The organism is Mycobacterium venezuelense, from assembly GCF_054919535.1.
Genome location: NZ_JBONDW010000001.1, coordinates 418632 through 440082, shown reverse-complemented (window position 1 = coordinate 440082; position 21451 = coordinate 418632). Strand labels below are relative to the sequence as shown.

Annotated in this window: 22 protein-coding genes; 13 read left to right on the top strand and 9 right to left on the bottom strand. The window is 64.7% G+C overall.

What is annotated here, in order from left to right; all coding sequences use genetic code 11:
• Positions 1–72: 72 nt before the first annotated feature.
• The 5 genes from ACRCUN_RS02240 (at position 73) to ACRCUN_RS02220 (ending at position 5830) form a co-directional block, all read left to right on the top strand.
• Positions 73–1407: an MFS transporter gene (locus ACRCUN_RS02240; protein WP_462140016.1), complete on the top strand. Its 1335-nt coding sequence runs from the start codon at positions 73–75 to the stop codon at positions 1405–1407.
• A 344-nt stretch (positions 1408–1751) separates the two neighbouring features.
• On the top strand, positions 1752–3614 hold the full coding sequence (gene dnaK, locus ACRCUN_RS02235; RefSeq protein WP_462140015.1) for a molecular chaperone DnaK: 1863 nt from the start codon (positions 1752–1754) through the stop codon (positions 3612–3614).
• Complete coding sequence (gene grpE, locus ACRCUN_RS02230; RefSeq protein WP_462140014.1) at positions 3611–4228, top strand: nucleotide exchange factor GrpE; 618 nt, start codon at positions 3611–3613, stop codon at positions 4226–4228. Before dnaK ends, grpE begins: the two co-directional genes overlap by 4 nt.
• Before the next feature lie 40 nt (positions 4229–4268).
• Positions 4269–5444 (top strand): molecular chaperone DnaJ, encoded by a 1176-nt coding sequence (gene dnaJ / locus ACRCUN_RS02225; protein WP_462140013.1) that lies wholly within the window; start codon positions 4269–4271, stop codon positions 5442–5444.
• Positions 5426–5830, top strand: a complete 405-nt coding sequence (locus tag ACRCUN_RS02220) for a heat shock protein transcriptional repressor HspR (RefSeq protein WP_462140012.1) — start codon at positions 5426–5428, stop codon at positions 5828–5830. The genes dnaJ and ACRCUN_RS02220 overlap by 19 nt, the downstream gene beginning before the upstream one ends.
• A gap of 11 nt (positions 5831–5841) precedes the next feature.
• Here ACRCUN_RS02220 and ACRCUN_RS02215 read toward each other — a convergent pair whose 3' ends face one another.
• From ACRCUN_RS02215 to ACRCUN_RS02205, 3 genes are read right to left on the bottom strand one after another with little or no spacing between them, the layout of a single operon-like run.
• Entirely contained in the window at positions 5842–6744 is a 903-nt protein-coding gene (locus ACRCUN_RS02215) for an aldose 1-epimerase (protein WP_462140011.1), read from the bottom strand.
• A gap of 28 nt (positions 6745–6772) precedes the next feature.
• Entirely contained in the window at positions 6773–7939 is a 1167-nt protein-coding gene (locus ACRCUN_RS02210; protein ID WP_462140010.1) for an FAD-binding oxidoreductase, read from the bottom strand.
• 11 nt (positions 7940–7950) lie between these two features.
• A complete protein-coding gene (locus tag ACRCUN_RS02205) occupies positions 7951–8955 on the bottom strand; it encodes an ABC transporter permease (protein ID WP_462140009.1) in 1005 nt (334 codons plus the stop codon).
• Between the two features lie 98 nt (positions 8956–9053).
• On the opposite strand from ACRCUN_RS02205, the gene ACRCUN_RS02200 reads away from it, so the two are divergent.
• Positions 9054–9683, top strand: coding sequence for a TetR/AcrR family transcriptional regulator (locus ACRCUN_RS02200; RefSeq protein WP_462140008.1), 630 nt, complete (start codon positions 9054–9056; stop codon positions 9681–9683).
• Between the two features lie 97 nt (positions 9684–9780).
• Here the strand turns inward: ACRCUN_RS02200 and ACRCUN_RS02195 are convergent, their stop codons facing one another.
• The 3 genes from ACRCUN_RS02195 to ACRCUN_RS02185 form a co-directional block, all read right to left on the bottom strand.
• Complete coding sequence (locus tag ACRCUN_RS02195) at positions 9781–10449, bottom strand: GAP family protein (RefSeq protein ID WP_462140007.1); 669 nt, start codon at positions 10447–10449, stop codon at positions 9781–9783.
• Between the two features lie 67 nt (positions 10450–10516).
• The gene (locus tag ACRCUN_RS02190; protein ID WP_462140006.1) at positions 10517–11140 is read right to left on the bottom strand and encodes a CYTH domain-containing protein; all 624 of its coding nucleotides are present in this window, start codon (positions 11138–11140) and stop codon (positions 10517–10519) included.
• Positions 11141–11210: 70 nt separating this feature from the next.
• On the bottom strand, positions 11211–12395 hold the full coding sequence (locus ACRCUN_RS02185; protein WP_462140005.1) for a macrolide family glycosyltransferase: 1185 nt from the start codon (positions 12393–12395) through the stop codon (positions 11211–11213).
• Between the two features lie 10 nt (positions 12396–12405).
• On the opposite strand from ACRCUN_RS02185, the gene ACRCUN_RS02180 reads away from it, so the two are divergent.
• On the top strand, positions 12406–13341 hold the full coding sequence (locus ACRCUN_RS02180; RefSeq protein WP_462140004.1) for a DUF2510 domain-containing protein: 936 nt from the start codon (positions 12406–12408) through the stop codon (positions 13339–13341).
• Here ACRCUN_RS02180 and ACRCUN_RS02175 read toward each other — a convergent pair.
• Genes ACRCUN_RS02175 through ACRCUN_RS02165 form a run of 3 tightly spaced genes read right to left on the bottom strand, consistent with a single transcriptional unit; the run spans position 13338 to position 15036 of the window.
• Positions 13338–13910, bottom strand: coding sequence for a hypothetical protein (locus ACRCUN_RS02175; protein WP_462140003.1), 573 nt, complete (start codon positions 13908–13910; stop codon positions 13338–13340). The two genes, ACRCUN_RS02180 and ACRCUN_RS02175, sit on opposite strands and share 4 nt — an antisense overlap.
• Positions 13907–14242 (bottom strand): type VII secretion target, encoded by a 336-nt coding sequence (locus ACRCUN_RS02170; RefSeq protein WP_462140002.1) that lies wholly within the window; start codon positions 14240–14242, stop codon positions 13907–13909. Before ACRCUN_RS02170 ends, ACRCUN_RS02175 begins: the two co-directional genes overlap by 4 nt.
• An 11-nt stretch (positions 14243–14253) precedes the next feature.
• Positions 14254–15036, bottom strand: a complete 783-nt coding sequence (locus tag ACRCUN_RS02165) for an EspA/EspE family type VII secretion system effector (protein ID WP_462140001.1) — start codon at positions 15034–15036, stop codon at positions 14254–14256.
• 260 nt (positions 15037–15296) lie between these two features.
• On the opposite strand from ACRCUN_RS02165, the gene clpB reads away from it, so the two are divergent.
• The 6 genes from clpB to ACRCUN_RS02135 all read left to right on the top strand — a co-directional run bounded on the left by clpB (position 15297) and on the right by ACRCUN_RS02135 (position 21451).
• Positions 15297–17843: an ATP-dependent chaperone ClpB gene (gene clpB / locus ACRCUN_RS02160; RefSeq protein WP_462140000.1), complete on the top strand. Its 2547-nt coding sequence runs from the start codon at positions 15297–15299 to the stop codon at positions 17841–17843.
• A 264-nt stretch (positions 17844–18107) separates the two neighbouring features.
• Positions 18108–18746, top strand: coding sequence for an HD domain-containing protein (locus ACRCUN_RS02155; RefSeq protein ID WP_462139999.1), 639 nt, complete (start codon positions 18108–18110; stop codon positions 18744–18746).
• Between the two features lie 440 nt (positions 18747–19186).
• On the top strand, positions 19187–19885 hold the full coding sequence (locus tag ACRCUN_RS02150; protein ID WP_462139998.1) for an alpha/beta hydrolase: 699 nt from the start codon (positions 19187–19189) through the stop codon (positions 19883–19885).
• A 27-nt stretch (positions 19886–19912) separates the two neighbouring features.
• Entirely contained in the window at positions 19913–20074 is a 162-nt protein-coding gene (locus tag ACRCUN_RS02145) for a hypothetical protein (protein ID WP_462139997.1), read from the top strand.
• A gap of 22 nt (positions 20075–20096) precedes the next feature.
• Positions 20097–21026 carry an NADP-dependent oxidoreductase gene (locus ACRCUN_RS02140; protein ID WP_462139996.1) on the top strand — a complete coding sequence of 310 codons (930 nt, stop codon included), beginning with the start codon at positions 20097–20099 and terminating at the stop codon, positions 21024–21026.
• The gene (locus ACRCUN_RS02135; RefSeq protein WP_462139995.1) at positions 21023–21451 is read left to right on the top strand and encodes a cupin domain-containing protein; all 429 of its coding nucleotides are present in this window, start codon (positions 21023–21025) and stop codon (positions 21449–21451) included. The genes ACRCUN_RS02140 and ACRCUN_RS02135 overlap by 4 nt, the downstream gene beginning before the upstream one ends.

Sequence of the window (21451 nt, the reverse complement as noted above, 5' to 3'; positions counted from 1 at the left end):
GGATGTTGACCGCGCTCGTGGTTCAGCTCCTGTTCGGCTGGGTACGCATGCCCCACCAGGAGGTCGCGATCGATGTCCGAGTTGTCCAATAGCCAGCCCGCCGGCCGGCACTCGTCGATTCGCAAGGTCATCGTCGCGAGCCTGATCGGCACGTCGCTGGAGTGGTACGACTTCTTCATCTACGGAACGGCCGCCGCCCTGGTTTTCAACAAACTGTTCTTCCCGAGTTTCGATCCGTTGGTCGGCACGCTGCTGGCCTTCGCGACGTATGCCGTCGGGTTCGTCGCCCGGCCGCTCGGGGGCGTCGTCTTCGGGCACTACGGGGACAAGATCGGGCGCAAGAACGTCCTGGTGGCGACCCTGTTGCTGATGGGCATCGCGACGATGCTGGTCGGATTGCTGCCGACGCACGCAACCATCGGAGTCTGGGCGCCCATCTTGTTGGTGCTCCTGCGCTTCCTGCAGGGCCTCGGTCTCGGCGGCGAGTGGGGCGGCGCGGTACTGATGACACTGGAGTCCGGAGACCGCAGGCGGCGAGGACTCAATGCCAGCTGGCCGCAGGTCGGTGTGCCGATCGGCCTTCTGCTCGCCAACGGTGTGCTGTCGCTGATGGGCGCGCTCACCTCGGACGACGCCTTCTTGTCATGGGGTTGGCGCGTGCCGTTCCTGCTCAGCGGACTGCTCGTGGTCGTCGGCTTGTGGATCCGGTTGACCATCTCGGAGAGCCCGTTGTTCACCGAGGTCGAAGAAACCGGCGCCAAGTCGAGCGCCCCCATCGTCGAAGTGCTGCGCCGCTACCCGAAGCACATCCTGCTGGCCATCGGCGCGCGCGTGGGAGTCGATGTGGCCTTCTACACGTTCGTGCTGTTCGTCACGACGTACGTCGCCACCTATCTTGAATTGCCCGAGCAGTACGCACTCAATGCCGTACTCATCGCCGCGGCTCTGCAGGTGGTCGCGATCCCGTTCTTCGGTCATCTGTCCGACCGATTCGGCCGACGGCCCGTGATGCTGATCGGTGCGATCGGCGCCGCGGTATGGGTTTTCGCGTTCTTCGCCTTGCTCGATACCGGCCAATTCGGATTGATTGTGCTTGCAGTCATCGTCGCACTCATCCTGCACGCGTCGTTGTACGGGCCGCAGGCGTCGTTCATCGCCGAGATGTTTCCCACCAAGGTGCGCTATACGGGTGCTTCGATGGGCTACCAGCTCGCAGGCATTCTCGGCGGCGCCCTGGCACCGATCATCTCGGTTGCCCTGCTCGACCGGTTCGGCACGTCGATAGTCGTGTCGATTTACGCCGTGGCGATGCTGCTGATCACGATCGTCTGTGTCTTCGTCGCGCCCGAGACATCGAAGATCGATCTGCATGCCGAAGACGTCCCGTTGAGTCACGCCAGGCAGTAGCCGCCTTGGGGTTGATGTGGTGTGCCGATCCCTGTGACGAGCGTGCGACTTGTCGGGGCGTTCTTGGCTTTCTGGCACAAAAGCCTGCACGTTCGTCACAGTGCGCCACAAGGGGAAGCCCGAACCTGGCCTGGGTGCGTGCGGGATGCCGAGTCTCGTCGGTAGATATCGCGTGAATACGCAATGTGGGCACGCGGGAACAAAACGTGAGCGGCACCCGTTGAGCAGATCGACAACAACTTGAGTGACATCGACTCAAGTCTGGGTTGACAACCGACGGTTGGCAGGAGCAGGCTTGAGCGCAGTCCGCTCAGACCCCTATATGTCTATCAGGAGGCAAAACCATGGCTCGTGCGGTCGGTATCGACCTCGGGACCACCAACTCCGTCGTGGCGGTTCTGGAAGGCGGCGACCCCGTCGTCGTCGCGAACTCCGAGGGCTCCCGGACCACCCCATCGGTCGTCGCGTTCGCGCGCAACGGTGAGGTGCTGGTCGGCCAGCCCGCCAAGAACCAGGCTGTGACCAACGTCGACCGGACCATCCGTTCGGTCAAGCGGCACATGGGCAGCGACTGGTCCGTGGAGATCGACGGCAAGAAGTACACCGCGCAGGAGATCAGCGCGCGCGTGTTGATGAAGCTCAAGCGTGACGCTGAGGCCTACCTCGGTGAGGACATCACCGACGCGGTCATCACCGTGCCCGCCTACTTCAACGACGCCCAGCGCCAGGCCACCAAGGAAGCCGGCCAGATCGCCGGCCTCAACGTGCTGCGCATCGTCAACGAACCGACCGCGGCCGCCCTGGCGTATGGCCTGGACAAGGGCGAGAAGGAACAGACCATCCTGGTGTTCGACCTCGGTGGCGGCACCTTCGACGTCTCGCTGCTGGAGATCGGCGACGGCGTCGTCGAGGTCCGCGCCACGTCCGGTGACAACCACCTCGGTGGCGACGACTGGGACGACCGGATCGTCGAATGGCTCGTCGACAAGTTCAAGGGCACGTCGGGCATCGACCTGACCAAGGACAAGATGGCCATGCAGCGGCTGCGTGAAGCCGCGGAGAAGGCCAAGATCGAACTGTCGAGCTCACAGAGCACGTCGATCAACCTGCCCTACATCACGGTCGACGCGGACAAGAACCCGCTGTTCCTCGACGAGCAGCTGACCCGGGCCGAGTTCCAGAAGATCACTCAGGACCTGCTGGACCGCACCCGTCAGCCATTCCAGTCGGTGATCAAGGACGCCGGCATCTCGGTGTCGGAGATCGACCATGTGGTGCTCGTGGGTGGTTCCACCCGTATGCCCGCCGTCACCGATCTGGTCAAGGAACTGACCGGCGGCAAGGAGCCCAACAAGGGCGTCAACCCGGACGAAGTGGTTGCCGTCGGCGCGGCCCTGCAGGCCGGTGTGCTCAAGGGTGAGGTGAAAGACGTTCTGCTGCTTGACGTCACCCCGCTGTCGCTCGGTATCGAAACCAAGGGCGGCGTGATGACCAAGCTCATCGAGCGCAACACCACGATCCCCACCAAGCGGTCGGAGACCTTCACCACCGCCGACGACAACCAGCCGTCGGTGCAGATCCAGGTGTTCCAGGGTGAGCGCGAGATCGCCTCGCACAACAAGCTGCTCGGCAGCTTCGAGCTGACCGGCATCCCGCCGGCCCCGCGTGGCGTGCCGCAGATCGAGGTCACCTTCGACATCGACGCCAACGGCATCGTGCACGTGACCGCGAAGGACAAGGGCACCGGCAAGGAAAACACGATCAAGATCCAGGAAGGCTCCGGCCTGTCCAAGGAAGAGATCGACCGGATGATCAAGGACGCCGAGGCGCACGCCGAGGAGGACCGCAAGCGTCGCGAAGAGGCCGACGTCCGCAACCAGGCCGAGTCGTTGGTCTACCAGACGGAGAAGTTCGTCAAGGAGCAGCGTGAGGCCGAAGGTGGGTCGAAGGTTCCCGAGGACACGCTGACCAAGGTGGATGCCGCGATCTCCGACGCCAAGAAGGCGCTCGAAGGCAGCGACATCTCCGCGATCAAGTCCGCGATGGAGAAGCTGGGCGTCGAGAGCCAGGCCCTTGGCCAGGCGATCTACGAGGCCACGCAGGCCGAGCAGGCTACCGGTGGTGCCGGTGGCGCAGGTGGATCCGCCAGCTCGGACGACGACGTGGTTGACGCCGAGGTTGTTGACGATGACCGGGAGAACAAGTGAGTCAAGACGATTCGCACGAGCCGGTGACCATCACCGACAAACGGCGCATCGATCCCGAAACCGGCGAGGTGCGTGAGCCGGAGTCGGCCCCTGGTGGGCCGGCCCCGGCCGCGGCCGGCGCCGCGGAATCGGCAGGCGATAGCGACGAGGTCGCCGAGCTGAAGGCCACACTGCAACGCGTCAAGGCCGAATACGACAATTACCGCAAGCGGGCGCTGCGCGATCAGCAGCTCACCGCGGACCGCACCAAGGCCACCGTCGTCACCCAGTTGCTGGGTGTCCTCGACGACCTGGACCGGGCCCGCAGCCATGGTGACCTGGAATCGGGTCCGCTCAAGTCGGTGGCCGACAAGCTTGTCAATGCCCTTGAAGGGCTCGGTCTTTCCGGGTTCGGCGAAGAGGGTGACGAGTTCGACCCGTCGTTGCACGAGGCCGTGCAGCACGAGGGCGAGGGGACCCATCCCATTGTCGGGACCGTCATGCGCCGTGGATATCGAGTCGGCGACCAGGTGGTCAGGCACGCCCTCGTCGGCGTGGTGGACACCGTGCCGGACGCCGAAGGCGCGGATAACCGTGACGCCGCCGGCGCACAGGCCGCAGAATCAGACAATTAGGCAGACCAACTAGAGAGATGAGGTAAGGAGGTGGCGCAGCATGGCCCAACGCGAGTGGGTCGAAAAGGATTTCTACAAAGAACTCGGCGTCTCCTCTGACGCCAGCGCCGACGAGATCAAGAAGGCCTACCGGAAACTGGCCTCCGAACTGCACCCCGACCGGAACTCCGACCCTGGAGCCGCTGAGCGGTTCAAGGCGGTGTCCGAGGCGAACAGTGTTCTGTCGGACCCCGCGAAGCGCAAGGAGTATGACGAAACCCGGCGGCTGTTCGCCGGAGGCGGCTTCGGTCGCCGATTCAACACCGGTGGGAACTTCGGTGGTGGTGGATTCGGTTCCGACGGAGGCGAATTCAACCTCGGAGATCTGTTCGACGCCGCCGGTCAGGCCGGCGGCGCGAACATCGGCGATCTGTTCGGTGGGTTGTTCGGTCGCGGTGCGCAAGCCCGGCCCAGCCGGCCGCGCCGCGGCAACGACCTGGAAACCGAAACCGAACTGTCGTTCCTGGAGGCCACCAAGGGTGTGGCCATGCCACTGCGGCTGACAAGCCCGGCCCCGTGCACCAACTGCCATGGCAGCGGTGCACGGCCGGGTACCAGCCCGAAGGTATGCCCGAACTGCAACGGCTCCGGTGTGATCAACCGCAATCAGGGGGCGTTCGGGTTCTCCGAGCCTTGTACCGAATGCCGGGGTAGCGGCTCGATCATCGAGCATCCCTGCGCGGAGTGCCAAGGCACCGGCGTCACGACCCGCACCCGCACCATCAACGTGCGGATTCCCCCCGGCGTCGAGGATGGTCAGCGGATTCGCCTGGCCGGTCAGGGCGAGGCCGGTCTGCGCGGCGCGCCGTCCGGTGACCTGTACGTGACCGTACATGTGCGGCCGGACAAGGTGTTCGGACGCGACGGTGACGATCTCACGGTCGCGGTTCCGGTCAGCTTCCACGAATTGGCGCTCGGAACAACGCTTTCCGTGCCGACACTGGACGGCAAGGTCGGTGTGCGGGTGCCCAAGGGCACGTCCGACGGCCGCATCCTGCGGGTGCGCGGACGTGGTGTGCCCAAGCGATCGGGAGGCCATGGGGACCTGCTGGTTACCGTGAAGGTCGCTGTGCCGCCGAACCTGGAAGGCGAAGCGGCCGAGGCGTTGGAGGCCTACGCAAAAGCCGAGCGGGCCAGCGGTTTTGACCCGCGTGCTGGATGGGCAGGCAACCTGTGAGTAAGCGCAAAGAGGAAGCCCGGACGTTTCTGATCTCGGTGGCCGCCGAGCTGGCCGGTATGCATGCGCAGACCCTGCGCACCTACGACCGACTCGGCCTGGTCAGCCCGCAGCGCAGTTCCGGTGGCGGGCGGCGTTATTCGGAGCGTGACGTCGATCTGCTGCGTGAGGTGCAGCGGCTGTCGCAAGACGAGGGCGTCAACCTGGCCGGCATCAAGCGCATCATCGAACTGACCAATCAGGTCGACGCGTTGCGGGCCCGGGTGTCAGAGCTGACTCAGCAGGTCGAGCAGCTCACCGCCGCCAACCAACACCGCGATGTGTCGGTGTCGTCGAAGGCGGTCGTCCTGTGGCAGCCCGCCGCTCGGCGGCGCCATTCGCAGTAGCGGGTCAGTCGCTACGTGACCTTGATCGAGAAGGTGGCGGTCTCCGGTGTGCCGGGGACCGCCATCGGGTAATTGCCCCGACACAGCGCGTCGGTGGGTGCGGCCATCGGCTCGATGCACAGAACGTCGTCACTGCCCGGCGCGAAGAGCTGTGCCGCGCCGTAGCCTTCGTCGAACGTGACCTCGACGCGGCGACCGCCGCCGGACAGCGCGAATCGCGCGCCGTTGTTCACCTGATCGAACCCGTGATCGAGCTCGGTGGTGCCCAATCGCTCTGTGCCCCCGGCCCATTCCGAGGTTTCACCGGTCGGGATGCCGCGGCTGTCCACCGCCAGGTGTCGCATTCTCGGCGTCTCCAGCTGCCACTCGCCGCGGGGGATGCCCGGCAACTGGAAGTACGGGTGATATCCGAAGCACAACGGCACCGAGGCCGCGGTGGACGCGATCACGGTGGTATCGACCGTCAGGGTGCGATCGGCCAGTGTCACCGTCATGGACAGCGTGTGCGGAAACGGGAACGTCGTCAGTACTTCTCGCGTGCCGCCCCAGTCGAATGACGCGATCAACGTGTTTTCGGATTGCTCGGTCACCACCCAATCCGGGCTGGCGGCGAGCACACCGTGGATCGGTGAGCCGTGCTCGTCCGCGCGGACGCCTGCGACACCGGGCGTCAAGCTCACCACGGTGCCGCTGACGTTGTACTCGTTGGCGCCCAACCGATTTGCCCACGGATAGAGGATCGGGATGCCCATCGTCTTGCCGTTGGTGATGTAGGCCCGCAATCCGCGGCGCTGACCGAGAAACTCCACACCGTCGTCGGCAAGGGACGTGCAGATCATGCCGGCGGTTGGCACATACGTCGCCGACAGCGACGACGACGGATCCTGCAAGGTGACGGGTTGGTAGTCAGCCATTGCGCAAGTCTGTCACGGCGCCGCGTCGTCAGTGTGTGAGCGGGTCGTGCTGGATCCGCTCGGGCGGTGCGCCCCTGGCGATGAGCGCTGCCTTCGTGGCCTCGACCATGTGGGGCCCACCGCAGATGAGGATCTGGCGATCACCCCAGTTGCCGTATCGGGTCACCACTTCTGGCAATTTGCCGGTCTGGCGGACGTGCAGCCCGCGGGGCGGCTGGACGTCGGGATAGTCCCGCGCCCACGGCGGATCGCTGCTGTACTCCGACACCGGCGTCACCGACAACCAGGGATTGGTCGAGGCGATCTGCCACAGCGTTTTGAGGTCGTAGAGGTCGCATGGATATCGCCCGCCGAAGAACAAATGCACGCGTGGATTCACGCCCTGCAATGTCATGTCCATGATCAGCGTGCGCAGCGGGGCCAGCCCCGTGCTGCCCGCAACCATCAGCACGTCTTCGCCGTTGCGATCGACCTGCATCGCGCCGTGGGGACTGGACATTCGCCAGCGGTCACCGGGACAGGTTTCCCCGACGATCGCGGTGCTGACCATTCCGCCGGTGACCGACCGGACGTGGAACTCGATGGCGCCCGACCGGTCGGCGGGGATGGCGGGGCTCAGGTAACGCCAGCGGCGTGGCCACTGCGGCACCTGAACGGTGACGTACTGGCCCGGGTGATAGAAGAGCGGTTGATCGAGTTGCAGCCGGATGACCGATACGTCGCGCGTGACGCGATGGTGTTCGACGACGGTTCCGTCACAGTAAGCCGGTGATTGCTCGGCGTCGGCCGCTCCGCGCATCACCCCGATCGCCAGGGCGACCGCGTCTCGAGCCGCCTCGGCCAGCCGGTCGCTCCAGGCGGCGGTCAGATGTTTGTGCAGCGTGGTGTAGAGCGCGTCCTGCATCGTGTCGTAGTGACTCTGCAGTACGCCGTACTTGCGATGATCCCGGCCCAGCTGAGCCAGGAACGCCACCGGCTCCTCGGCCCGCTGGGCGATCAGCTCGCCGAACAGCCAGGCCAGCGCGCTGGCGAACACTTTGCGCTGGATGTCCATGTCCGGCGGGAACAGATCACGGGCCGAGAGGTCGGTGGCGAACCAATGGGTATAGAAGTCGCGGATCAGGGTGTCGGACCCGTTTTCCGGGTCGACCGCATCGCGCAGTACCTGCAGCGCGTCACGGTCATCGAGTCCCACGCCGCTGAATTTTATGCGTGCCCGCGCCGCTGCTGCCGCAGAGCCGCGATGACCACCATCGATGCTCCGGCGAGGGCCCAGCACGTCAGCACGATGACCGCGGTCGTCGCACCGGCGCCGGCGAAGTATGCCGTCGACCGCAGCAGCGTGGCGTTGGCTCCCTGGGGTAACAGCTGGCCGAGCGCGCCCCAGCCGCTCGGCAGCATCTCCGGCGCGGACGTCAGGCCCGACAACGGGTTGCCCAGCAGCAGTGCCAACAGCGCACCCACGGCCAGCCCGGCCTTGCCGAACAGCGACCCGAGGCCCAGCATGAACAGGCCCGCCGCGGCCACGCCGAGAGTCAGACCGGCGGCCACACCCCAGAAGTTGGTCTCGATGGATCCGAGGACGTAGTAGAGCAGTGCGGCGATGGTGATGCCGGCGACGCCGGAGAACACGATGCCTGCGGTCAGGCGAGTCCATACCTCACGCCGAAGGGCGATGACCAGCGCGACCGCCGGGAGGATGCCGGCGAGGGTGATCGGCAGTGCCGACGCGGCGATCCCGGCGCCCCGCGGATCGTCCTTCGCGGGCGGGGCCAGGTCTTCTGTCCGCAGCGTCACTCCGGAATGGGCAGCGATACCCGACCCGACTTGATTGAGGAGTTGGGCGACGGCCGGGCTTGCGCCGGTCGCGGTGAGCAGAACCGGACCGCCCGGCGTGAAGGCTATGCCGCCGTAGACGTTTCGGTTGAGTATCGCCTCGCGCAGGGCCGCCTCGCCGGGGTAATAAGTCACCGCGAACGCGCCGGGTGCCTGCTGCTCGAGGCGTTGTGCGACCTGGCTGCTCGCGGCCTGTGGTCCGGCCGCGCCGATGGGAACGTCGTTGGGCTTGGAACGCGCGGCGGGTAGTGCGAACGCGATCGCGACAAGCGCGATCGCAACCGTCAGCACGGCGATGATGCCGGTGGCCCGCAGTGCGGCAGGCGGCTCGTGTACGGGTGCGGCGTGGTGGGTGGGGAGCGTGTTCGTGGCCATGCTCGTCGCCTTTTCATCCGATGTTGAATTACGAATGTGCTGAGCGTAGCGCCGTATGCGCCATATTTCAACGATCATTGAAATGATACTGTCGGAGTATGGCTCCACCAGCGCAAACAGCGAGGAAGCGCGGGCGCAGACAGGGTGAACCCGTGTCGAGGGACGCCGTGCTGGCCGCTGCCAAGGAACGGTTCGCCACGGATGGCTACGAGAAGACGACGCTGCGCGCGATCGCGGCGGACGCCCACGTCGACCCCTCGATGGTGCTGTACCTGTTCGGGTCGAAAGCCGATCTGTTTCGGGAATCGCTGCAGTTGATCCTGGATCCGGTCCTGTTGGTCGAGGCTTTGGAAGGCCCCGCCGACGATGTGGGCACGCGAATGGTCCGCCGCTATCTCCACATCTGGGAATCACCCGAGACCGCGGCCAGCATGCGCGCGATGCTGCAGTCGGCCACCTCGAACTCCGATGCCCACGACGCGTTCCGGTCGTTCATACAGGACTACGTCCTCACGGCGGTGTCGGGCGTGCTCGGCGGCGGTGAACAGGCCCGGCTGCGCGCGATGTTGGCGGCCTCGAGCCTTGTCGGCACCGCGTTGCTGCGTTATGTGATGGCGGTACCGCCGCTGGCGACGCTGACCGGTGACGAGGTGATGCGCTTGATCGCGCCGACGGTCACGCGCTATCTGACGGCAGACGCCGAAGAGTTGGGGCTGCCCGCGTTGTAGGCCGCCTCATCGCCGAGTGTGCATCCAGGGCGTGGAAGTGGCAGTTTGGCCGCTCTGTGCGCACACTCGCTGCCGCAGGCGCACACTCGTCGATCGCCTACAGCGCGTGAATCCCCTTGTACAGCACCAGAAGGCCGATCACGACGAGGATCACGGCGACAAGAGTGGCGTGATTGCGCTCCATCCAATCCTTGAGCCTGGCCAGTGCGGGGTCCAGGCGCTCGCCCGACACCGCGTAGGCCAGGATGGGCAGCGCCACCGTGGATCCCGCGAACACGACGAAATAGAGGCCGGCTGCCCATACGCCGGGCTGGCCGAGACCGGCTGACCCGATCGCCAAACCCGCTGCGACACAGATGAACAACACTTTCGGGTTGACCACGGTCAATACCGTGCCCGCGGCGGCAGCCCGTGGGGGAGTCAGCTTGCTCAAGCTCTGCATCCACTTCGGGCTGTGCTCGGACTTCGCACGGTTCAGCCATTGGTAGATCCCGAACACGATCAACGCGGCACCGACCACGATGCGCAGCCACGACGCCCACGTCGGTGGTTCGTCGAGCGCGCCGAACAGGTTTGAGACTTCGACGAAGATGGCCGTGAGCGCTGCCAGGCCGACGAGCCAGCCCGCCAGGAATGCCAGGCCGGTGGGCCGCGGCTGCGGCGAATGCAGCACGAGCACCGCGGGGATGATCGACAACGGCGAGAGTGCGACCACCAGTGCCAACGGAAGAAGCTCCGTCAGCACGGGACCCAAGATGCCAGACATGCCCGGACCCTTCCGTTCGTATCGGTCGATCAGAACCTAGCAAGCAGAATCCCGGCGCGCGGCGTCGTCAGCTGCCCTCGAACTGGTTTTGGCCGAGGGTGTCGACGAAAGTGGGGCCGAGCCGGTCGAGTTCGGCCCGGTAGGACTCGGCCCATGTGCCGAACGGTTGATGTGCCAAGAACTCATTGCGGAATCGGTCGTCCTCGGACACCTCGGTCGCACAGAATGCGGGGATCGCGAGATCGACCACCGGTCCGCCCCGTTCGACTTCGGCGAGCACCAGAGGGGCGTTGCCGCCGAGAAACCGGTCGATGATCCAGCCGTCCTCGCCCAGCCACATCGCATACCGGATCTTGGCGACCACGTGATCGGCCCGTCGCACGATCTGCGCCGCGACCAACGGGTCGAGATCACGCTCGGCCTCGTAGCGGGTACCTCCGACGGCGGGGCCTTTGGCCGTCATCGTGCCGATCGACTCGTCGCCCAGGAGTTCCAGGAGCCGGCCGGGCTCGGTGTCCCATTCGCCTGGAGCGGTGCCCTGGACGCGAACACGGACTGCGTATCCGTCGGCGGCGAATAGATAGGCCTGCACGATCAGTACGGGCGACGGATCCGACGCTGCCACGGCAGGCATTTCCCGGACGAAGAACTTCCGCTCGAATTCGAAATCACCGGCGCCGGAGTCGGACATGGGTAGACGTTAGCCCGGCAGATGTCGGACGTCAGCGTCTGACGCGGGTTTCGGCAGCTGAAATCCCTCGTCACCAGCGCCCGGCGGCCACATCCTCCACCGCATCGGCGGCGTGAACCGGCCCGCCGCTTTCGTGAATCTCGTCGCGGATGGCGTTGAGGCGCAGCCTGATCTGCTCGTCGGTCGTGACGGCAAGCGCGGCATCGCGGATCTCGCCGACAGCCGGCAGGTGGGCCTGCAGGTGTCGGCCGACACCGACGGCTTCCAGTCGCGCAGCGTTGGCCGGCTGATCGACGGCTTGCGGCATGGCGACCATCGGTACGCCGTACCACAGGCCTTCGGTGCACGAGCCCATGCCGGCGTGGGTGAAAAAGCAGTCGGCGAGCCGTAACACCGCAGGCTGCGGGACGGTCTGGCACAGCTGGACCCATGGCGGCACCGCTCCGAGTTCGTCGGCCCCCGCCCGGCCAGTGGCCAACGTCAGCCGCCAGTCCAGCCCGTCGAGCGCGTCAATGACGTTGCGGTATATGTCGGCTCGCTGGGTGTAGGCCGTGCCGAACGCCAGCAGTGCCAGCGGGCCATCGCCCGGCGGTGCAGTCCAGTCGCGCGGATCCTCGCGACGTGGGTCGATACACGGCCCCACGAAGCGATAGCGGTGGCCGACCCGGTCGGCATGGCGTTGCATCACCCTCGGTATCAACGCCAGACAACGGCGCGGTACACCGGTCACCTCGTCGAACGTCAAACCCGTTCGGGACACCGCGAGCCAATCCTCGAACGCGTGCCGGTACGCAATGCCCGTCGGGCTGTTCAGGATCGGGTCCAGGATCTCAGCCATGTCCTCGTGGTACGTGTCCCACGCCACCTCACTCGGGGACAATTGCACCGCAGGCACACCCCACTGAGCGGCCGCGACCGGGCCTGCCATACCGCCGATGTCGTAGAGGACGATGTCGGGGCGGTCCCCGTCAAGGTGGGCGTGCAGTTGGGGCAGCACGTGAATCGCCTCGTCGAGAAACAGGCGCATCCCGGTCACCGGGTCGTTCTCGTCGCCCCAGTTCTCGGGTGCGCCCGGCGCGCCCGGCAACACCGAGCCGCATTCGACGATGTCCGCGCCCGTGGGGCGGGCGAGCCATGCCACATGGCTGCTGACCAGGTAGCTGACCCGATGACCTCGGTCGACGAGTTCGCGGATCACCGCGAGGTGCGGGTACATGTGGCTGGGTGCAGAGGCGGGAACGACTGCGATATGCACCTAGCCGATTGTGCCTGTGGGCCCGCAAGCCCAGACAGCGTGTGCGGCAATCAAAACTGCAAACCGTGTCTACCGCGACTCGTTAGCATTGACGAGACGAGGGGGGTATGCGATCAACAACGCCGAGACGCCGAGCGTGCAGCCCGGTTGGTACACCGATCCATGGAATCTCCAGCAGCTCCGGTATTTCGACGGTCATCAATGGACCGGAAACGTTGTATCTGGAGGGTCGTGTCAGTCCCCGCCTGTGAACGAGTTGAGTAGACAGCAACCCGGGTATCCGCTTGGCGAGCGACTCCTCTACCTCAGCCCCGTCATCGACGCTCGTGATGGCGACATGTCATGCACCGTCCAGACTTCTGACGGCAACCGACTCGGATTTGTTCAGCCGCACACACGGATACCCTCAATTTTTGGCCGTAATAGCCGTACTCTCAACTTTGGGCTGATGTTGAACAACGGAGTGCCGATTTTCGGGATCACTCGATTCGGAGGATTTGGTAATCAGCGAGTCCGGGTCCACGACGCCCAAGGCAATTTCCTCGGGCAGTTACGTCAGACGACTTCCTACGTAACTGAATTTCGCACAGCCCGCTTGGCGATGCAGCTGGAGGTTGGTGAGCATTGCTTTGCCCGGACAGAGTTCTATGTCAATCCGAGCGATTCGTATGCCGACCCTCAGCAACATGTTTACGACTCAGTGGGGAGTGTGATCGCGACGATTAGTCGCCGGCGGCGTGCGACTACGCCCGCTACTAGCATCTTCGACTACGGCCTGGAGACCTGGTCCGTAAGAGCGGATCCTCTGCCATCGCTGCTATTCGCTACCGTCTTTACGGCTTACCTGCTTGACCGCCTCGCGCATCGCGGGTTGATTGACACAGTCGGGTATTGGATATCGCGCCCCACTTGGCATCGCGAAGATGACAACCCGACCCGTCTTTAGTGTGCGTCGCGCAAATATCGAGAATTCAGATCTGCCGCGGCGCGTCGCGCTTCTTCAGGCGTGGACAACCGCATCCTATCTTCGAGTAACTCGCGAACTATGGTGCGCTCCTGTCGCTGTATCCGAAAAAGCTCAGAAACGAGAATGTACTCACCGGCTTGCGCCTTCTTGGTCGCAACTACCGATACAGCCATGATTTCGCCGGCGAGTTCGGCTTCGGACATATTCACCACGTGATACGACAAATCGATTCGTCGTACCGCACCGCCCAGGAAAGCCGTGACAGTGGCGGCGCCTGACGGACTTGTCACGGAGAATTGCAGATGGTCAGGCTGCTCTTGATCGTCTTGATGTCGATGACTGGCTTCACCGTAGGCGCGTGTATCGCGAACCGATTCTGGGACATCGTCAAATCCGTTGAACGGATCGAGACAAAAATCCTCCGTATCGGCGGGACTCGCAGGTTCGTAGTAACCGAGTGCGTCTAGATCCGACTCGCCTCTGGAGTGGGTGAGATCGAACGAATCGTCGCCAGAAGGCTCATCCCACGTTTTCCACTGGTCCGTCATCGACGTCGCTGTTGGATCTCGCCCTCGATGGCATCACTGCTATCCGAGTCCGCGGTCGCGTACCGAGAAGCTGCGGCGTTCAAGTTGGCCTCATACGCACGAGAGGTCGACTCGAGGGCTGCGCAAGCCCTGCGTCGGGCTTCTGCGGCTCTGGCTGCGGCCTGCGCAGCAGACACACATATCGCGCCGTGGCTGTCATGAACGGAATCGGCCGTTCCATCCGCTAGTGGTGTGGCCTGCGAGATTCGATTTGCGGCCTCACTGTGCATGGCCGCCAATTCACGCAATCGAGCAGGCGTGACGCGCAGCGGGCCCGTGGAAGGCGAGGTCATTCAGTGACTCCTTACATCCAGGTCGGATATCCGTCGTTGGCGATGTCTTGGTAGAGGCGGGCGGCGTTCTCAATAGTGTCCGCAAACCCGGCGGAGGCTTCACCCAGCTGTTTAACGTGGTAGACGCAGCCGGTCAAACATGATGCCGTGACCGATGATTCCAGGGTGTAGGAGGCCCAGCGCCCGTACTTGCCGAACGCCCGCAATGCCAGTGCGGGGAGTATGGCGTTACCCATGACCGTGGCTGATTCGTTCAAGATGCGCCGCGTGGCGGCCACCGCGTTTGCCTGCGCGTCGATTGCGATTTTCATGTCGAGGTCGACGTCGGGCATCGTCCTGGCGCGCGTCATCTGGCGAGTATTCGCGTCTTCATACGCATCTGCGGCTGGTCCGCTCCAGCTGTACTTCGGAACCGCCTTTTGGAGATCATCGGCGATGAGGTTGAACTGTTCCGCACTGTCGCCATAACTGTCGCCACGTTCGAGAGGATGGGTCCAGCCGCATTGCGCTTGCAAGCCGATGAGTGTTTGCAGGCCGCCGGCGATGATGAGAGTTTGTTTCGCCATAGGCAGCATCGACTGAGCCACGCATGCTATTTCAGAAGTGTCGCTGGCGACATCCATCGGTGCGCGAAAGCCATTCGCTCGAATACTCTCAACGGCGCCAGCGAGACTCTCCAGCGAACCCCCAGCCTCGGCGAGCATGCTCCCTTGCGGACCCAAGTACGGCCCGATTGTCTCGAGGGCGCCGCCAACTTTCCCCATGAAGTCGCTATAGGCATCGAACAGGCTCATCGTTTCTGCTCCCCCTTCATTCGTTAACCTATCAGCCGAAATTGCCGGTTAAGTGCGGCTTTCTGGCGAGGGGTGAGGCTCCCACAGCAAACGTGGCGAGCGTCCGGCCTCGGCCGGAGTCCGGCGCCGTAGTAGTGGCGGATGAGTCGGGACGCCCGGTGTGCCCGCCCAAAAATTCTCAAACTTGAGCGGAACAGACTCAACCTTGACTGCGTTGAACATCACGACAAGCATTTTCTCTACACGGAAAGGGAGGTGTCGTGGACTCGTTCAACCCGACCACGAAGACCCAGGCGGCGCTGACCTCGGCGTTGCAGGCGGCCACTGCCGCAGGCAACCCACAGATCACCCCCGCTCATCTATTGATGGCGTTGCTGACGCAGAACGATGGCATCGCCGCGCCACTGCTGGAAGCGGTCGGAGTCGAGCCCGCGACCATCCGCACCGAGGCGGAACGGCTTATCGGCCGCCTGCCCAGTGCCTCCGGTTCGAGTTCGCAACCGCAGCTGTCGCCGGAGGCGATCACCGCGATCACCACGGCACAGCACCTGGCCACCGAGATGGACGACGAGTACGTCTCCACCGAGCACCTCATGGTGGGGTTGGCCACGGGAAGTTCCGACGTGGCGAAGCTGCTGACGAACAACGGTGCGTCGCCGCAGGCTTTGCGTGAGGCGTTCACCAAGGTGCGCGGCAGCGCGCGGGTCACCAGCCCCGACCCCGAAGGCAGCTATCAGGCGCTGGAGAAGTACTCCACCGATCTGACCGCGCGCGCTCGTGAGGGCAAGCTCGACCCGGTCATCGGGCGCGACAACGAGATTCGTCGGGTCGTGCAGGTGCTGAGCCGCCGCACCAAGAACAACCCCGTCCTGATCGGCGAGCCCGGTGTAGGCAAGACCGCGATCGTCGAGGGCCTGGCCCAGCGCATCGTGGCCGGCGACGTGCCGGAGAGCCTGCGGGACAAGACCGTCATCTCGCTCGACCTCGGGTCGATGGTGGCCGGTGCGAAGTACCGCGGTGAGTTCGAGGAGCGGCTCAAGGCCGTGCTCGACGACATCAAGAACTCGGCCGGGCAGGTCATCACGTTCATCGACGAGTTGCACACCATCGTGGGTGCCGGCGCCACCGGCGAATCCGCGATGGATGCGGGCAACATGATCAAGCCCATGCTGGCCCGCGGTGAGCTGCGGCTGGTCGGTGCGACCACACTCGACGAGTACCGCAAGTACATCGAGAAGGACGCCGCGTTGGAGCGCCGGTTCCAGCAGGTGCTGGTCGGTGAACCGTCGGTGGAGGACACCGTCGGCATCCTGCGTGGTCTCAAGGACCGTTACGAGGTACACCACGGTGTGCGGATCACGGACTCCGCATTGGTTGCGGCGGCCACCCTGTCCGACCGCTACATCACCGCACGGTTCCTGCCGGACAAGGCCATCGACTTGGTCGACGAGGCCGCATCCCGGTTGCGCATGGAGATCGACTCCCGCCCCGTCGAGATCGACGAGGTCGAGCGGCTCGTCCGCCGGTTGGAGATCGAGGAGATGGCGTTGGAGAAGGAGTCCGACGATGCCTCCAAGGACCGGCTGGAGAAGTTGCGTGCCGAGTTGGCCGACCACAAGGAGAAGCTGGCAGAGCTCACCACTCGTTGGCAGAACGAGAAGGGCGCCATCGACGTGGTCCGCGAGCTCAAGGAGCAACTGGACACGCTGCGCGGCGAGGCCGACCGTGCCGAGCGCGACGGTGATCTCGCCAAGGCCGCGGAGCTGCGCTACGGGCGCATCCCCGAGGTCGAGAAGAAGCTCGACGCCGCGCTGCCGGTGGCCGAGGCCCGCGAAAACGTCATGCTCAAGGAAGAAGTCGGGCCTGACGACATCGCCGAGGTTGTCGAGGCGTGGACCGGTATCCCGGCCGGCCGGATGCTCGAAGGCGAGACCGCCAAGCTGCTGCGCATGGAGGAGGAGCTCGGGAAACGCGTTGTCGGACAGAAGAAGGCGGTCGTCGCAGTTTCTGATGCGGTGCGCCGCAGCCGCGCAGGCGTCGCCGACCCCAACCGGCCGACGGGCTCGTTCATGTTCCTCGGCCCGACCGGTGTCGGTAAGACCGAGCTGGCAAAAGCCTTGGCGGAGTTCCTGTTCGACGACGAGCGCGCGATGGTTCGCATCGACATGAGCGAGTACGGCGAGAAGCACTCGGTGGCTCGACTGGTCGGTGCACCTCCTGGCTACATCGGTTATGACCAGGGCGGTCAGCTGACCGAGGCCGTGCGCCGGCGCCCGTACACGGTGGTGCTGTTCGACGAGATCGAAAAGGCTCACCCGGACGTGTTCGACGTCCTGCTGCAGGTGCTCGACGAGGGCAGGTTGACCGACGGCCAAGGTCGCACGGTCGACTTCCGCAACACGATCCTCATCCTGACGTCCAACCTGGGCGCCGGTGGCACCGAGGAACACGTGATGGCGGCAGTGCGGGCGGCGTTCAAGCCCGAGTTCATCAACCGGCTCGACGACGTCATCATCTTCGACGGGCTGAACCCCGAAGAACTCGTGTCGATCGTCGACATCCAGCTGGGACAGCTGGCCAAGCGGCTGGCGCAACGCCGGCTCACCCTCGAGGTGTCGTTGCCGGCCAAGAAGTGGTTGGCCGAGCGCGGTTTCGACCCGCTGTACGGTGCCCGGCCGCTGCGCCGCCTGGTACAGCAGGCCATCGGCGACCAGTTGGCGAAGATGCTGCTGGCCGGCGAGGTCCATGACGGCGACATCGTGCCCGTCAACCTCAGCCCCGACGGCGAAAGCCTGGTTCTGGGCTGAGCCGGTAGCGGAAAGGCCCCGCCACACTGCGGTGTGGCGGGGCTTTTTCGTGCCTGCGTCAGGCGAGTGTGCACGCACGGCGGTGAGTGTGCGTGAGGGGTGGCCGCAGAGCCGATTGACCGCCCTGAGCGCACACTCGGCACCCGGCGCGGCTTCGGCGTCCACTTTTGAGGGATTCGTGGCCAAACGAAGGCGGCGCAGCACACATCGTGGCGAGAAGCATGGAGGTCAGACACAGTCCGACAACCAGAAAGCCCAGAAGCCATGTCAGAAACCATTGCCGGTATCGAGATACCGGATACGGCGGCAGTCGCTGAAGCGACACGTCTCGTCCAGCAGACCATCACGCCGCTCATCTACCACCACTCGTGCCGGGTGTTCTACTTCGGCCAGATTCATGCCCAGCGGCTCGGCGTGAAACCGGACCCCGAACTGCTCTACCTGGCTGCCATGTTTCACGACACGGGTCTTGTGACGCCGTTCTCCGACACCGAACAGCGCTTCGAGGTCGATGGCGCCGATCACGGGCGCAAGTTCCTGCTCGAGCGCGGATTCTCCGCGGCGGCCGCCGACACGGTGTGGACGGCCATCGCACTGCACACGACGCCGGGCATCCCGGGCCGGATGGGCCCAGAGATCGCCGCGACTCACCTCGGGGTGCTGACCGACGTGGTCGGTTTCGGTCTGGATGATCTGCACCCGGACCAGATCAGCGAAATCCTCGCGGTCCATCCGCGCGGCGACTTCAAGAACGAATTCTTGAGCGCATATTTCGACGGGTTCAAGAACCGCCCGGAGACAACCCTCGGGACGGTGAACTCCGATGTCCTGGAGCACTTCATTCCCGGCTTCCGACGCGTCACCACCGTCGAGCGCATTCTCGGCTCGCCCTGGCCGAGCTGACCGGTTCAACTCTGGGAGACCGCGATGAACGGTGCACGTCGCTTCAGAGCACGACGACTGTCGTTCGCCGTGTTCTCCTGCGCAATTGTCATGATGACCGTGCTCGGGCTGGTGGCCATGTCCATGGTGTTCGTCGCTCCCGCGTCGGCCTCGAAGCTCCACGACACTGGCCGTCGCGCCCACCATTCGTCGAGAACGCTGAGGCATGACAGCGCAGACGACGAGGCGAGAGCCAGGATCGATACCTCTCGGAGCGAGCCCGCGACGTGGCGACCCGGCCACGATAAGTGCAAACGGCCCAAAGGGAATCGGCCGCTCCTGCCGTGGTGCACTGACCCCGCCGCCGGTTGGACCGGAAGTACGACGCTTCGCGCAGAAAGCGCTACCGCCCCCTTCGCCCGCAGTGGAGGGACCACCAACAAGTCTTCAGGAGACCTTTCATGACTCGTCCTACGGTGCTCATCGTCCACGGCGCCTGGCACAAGCCCGAACACTTTCGCCTACTCGTCGACGAACTCTCGGATTTCGATGTCCACACCCTACGGCTGACGAGCAGCGGAGACGATCCCGCCGTGTTGGGCGATATGTACGCCGACGCCGAGGTGATCGCACAAGCCGTCGCAGCCGTTGACGGGCCAGTTGTCGTGGTGGCCCATTCTTACGGCGGCATACCTACCACTCAGGGATTGGCGGATGCGCAGAATGTTCGAAAGATCGTTTACCTCGCCGCATTTCAACTGGAGGCCGGCGAATCGCTGCTCTCGCAGAACCCAGCGGGTGTGCTGTGGCCGTGGGCCGAGTGCCGCCACCGGGATGGCATCGGCGACTTCGTCGAAGTCATGACGCCTCAGGAGGTGTTCTACAACGACCTCGACGACGCCACCGCAGAGGTTGCGGTGAGCGAAATGGGTTACCAGTCTTACTCTTCGATGCAGCAGCCACTGACCGAGACGGCGTGGAAGACGATCCCGAGCGCCTACATCGTCTGTGAAGCCGACAATTCGATCCCTGTCACCGCGCAGGAGCGGATGGCCGAGCACGCCGACGAGGCCTATCGGATGAACACGTCACATTCCCCGTTTCTCTCGCAACCCGCAGCACTCGCCCAGCTCCTACGTCGTCTGTTCGCCGACGCATAACCAGGACACCTACATCGGAGGATTCACATGAAGCTCGGGCTTCGTATACCCCAGAGATTGGGCGTCGACCTACAGCAGGCCGGTGCAGATGAGCTCATCGTGGATCTGAATTTGCAGGACTGGTTCACCAGCACTCGGCAGATGCTTGAGACTGCGGTGGAGATCCGCGAACGGTACGTGGCCTCGTAAAACACGTCTAGGAGGAAAAGGCATGCAAGCCATCAGCATTCACGATCGTGACGCCGGGATCGGTGGACTCACCCTGACCGAGCTACCCTATCCACACGCCGCCGAGAACGACGTCGTCGTCCGCGTACACGCCGCGGGATTCACGCCCGGCGAGCTCGACTGGCCCGCCACCTGGACCGATCGGGCGGGCCGTGACCGAACGCCCAGCGTTCCGGGCCACGAACTATCGGGTGCCGTGGTCGAATTGGGTTACGGAACCACCGGACTGACCGTCGGACAGCGGGTGTTCGGACTCACGGACTGGGCGCGCGACGGCTCGCTGGCGGAATACACCGCCGTCGAGGCTCGTAACCTGGCCCCGCTACCCGCGGATATCGACTACACCGTTGCTGCGGCGCTGCCGATTTCAGGGTTGACGGCGTGGCAAGGGCTCTTCGTCCATGCCGGCCTGACCGCCGGGCAGACCGTCGTGGTGCACGGCGCTGCCGGGGGAGTGGGTTCGATCGCCGTTCAGCTGGCTCGCGAGGTCGGCGCGCAGGTGATCGGCACCGGGCGTTCTGATGATCGCGACGTCGTGATCGGCCTGGGGGCACAGGATTTCGTGGATACCGACGCCGACCGCTTGGAAGACATCGGCGAAGTGGATCTCGTCTTCGACGTCATCGGAGGCGAAATCCTCACGCGTTCAAACGCACTGGTACGTGCTGGTGGGACTGTCGTAACCATCGCCGAGCCGCCAACGGTACAGCCGAAGAATGGGCGGGCCGTCTTCTTCGTCGTCGAACCCGATCGTGCGCAGCTCACCCACCTGGCCGAGCGGGTGCGGGACGGGCGGCTCAAGCCCATCATCGGTGCCGTACGACCCCTGGCCGAGACGGCCGACGCGTTCGCGCGGCGCCGGCGCAGTCCCGGCAAGACGATCATCGAGGTACCCGAAGGAGCCCGTAAATGATGGCCAAAGGCGTGGTGGCTGCCGCCGTCGCGGCCATGGTCGTCGGCTGCGGTGCTCCGGTCGCGAAGTCAGACCCCGCTCCGGCCGATTCGGAAACCTTGTCGCCGCTGCTGCAACAAGCGCTGCCGAACGTCGCGGGCAAGTCCTTCACCTCGGCGATCGTCTTATTCCCGCCGGGCGCACATGCGGCGCCCCACCGCCACGGCGACGCGTTCGTCTACGCCTATGTGCTCGAAGGCTCGGTGAGCAGCCAGCTCGAAGGCGAGCCCGCGCACGTGTATCGGCAAGGTGAGAACTGGTCCGAGCAGCCGGGTGCTCACCACGTCGCCACCGAGAACATCAGCTCGACCGATCCGGCGAAGCTGCTTGTGGTCTTCATCGCCAGCACCGGCGAACCACTCAAGGTCGATGACCCACACGGATAG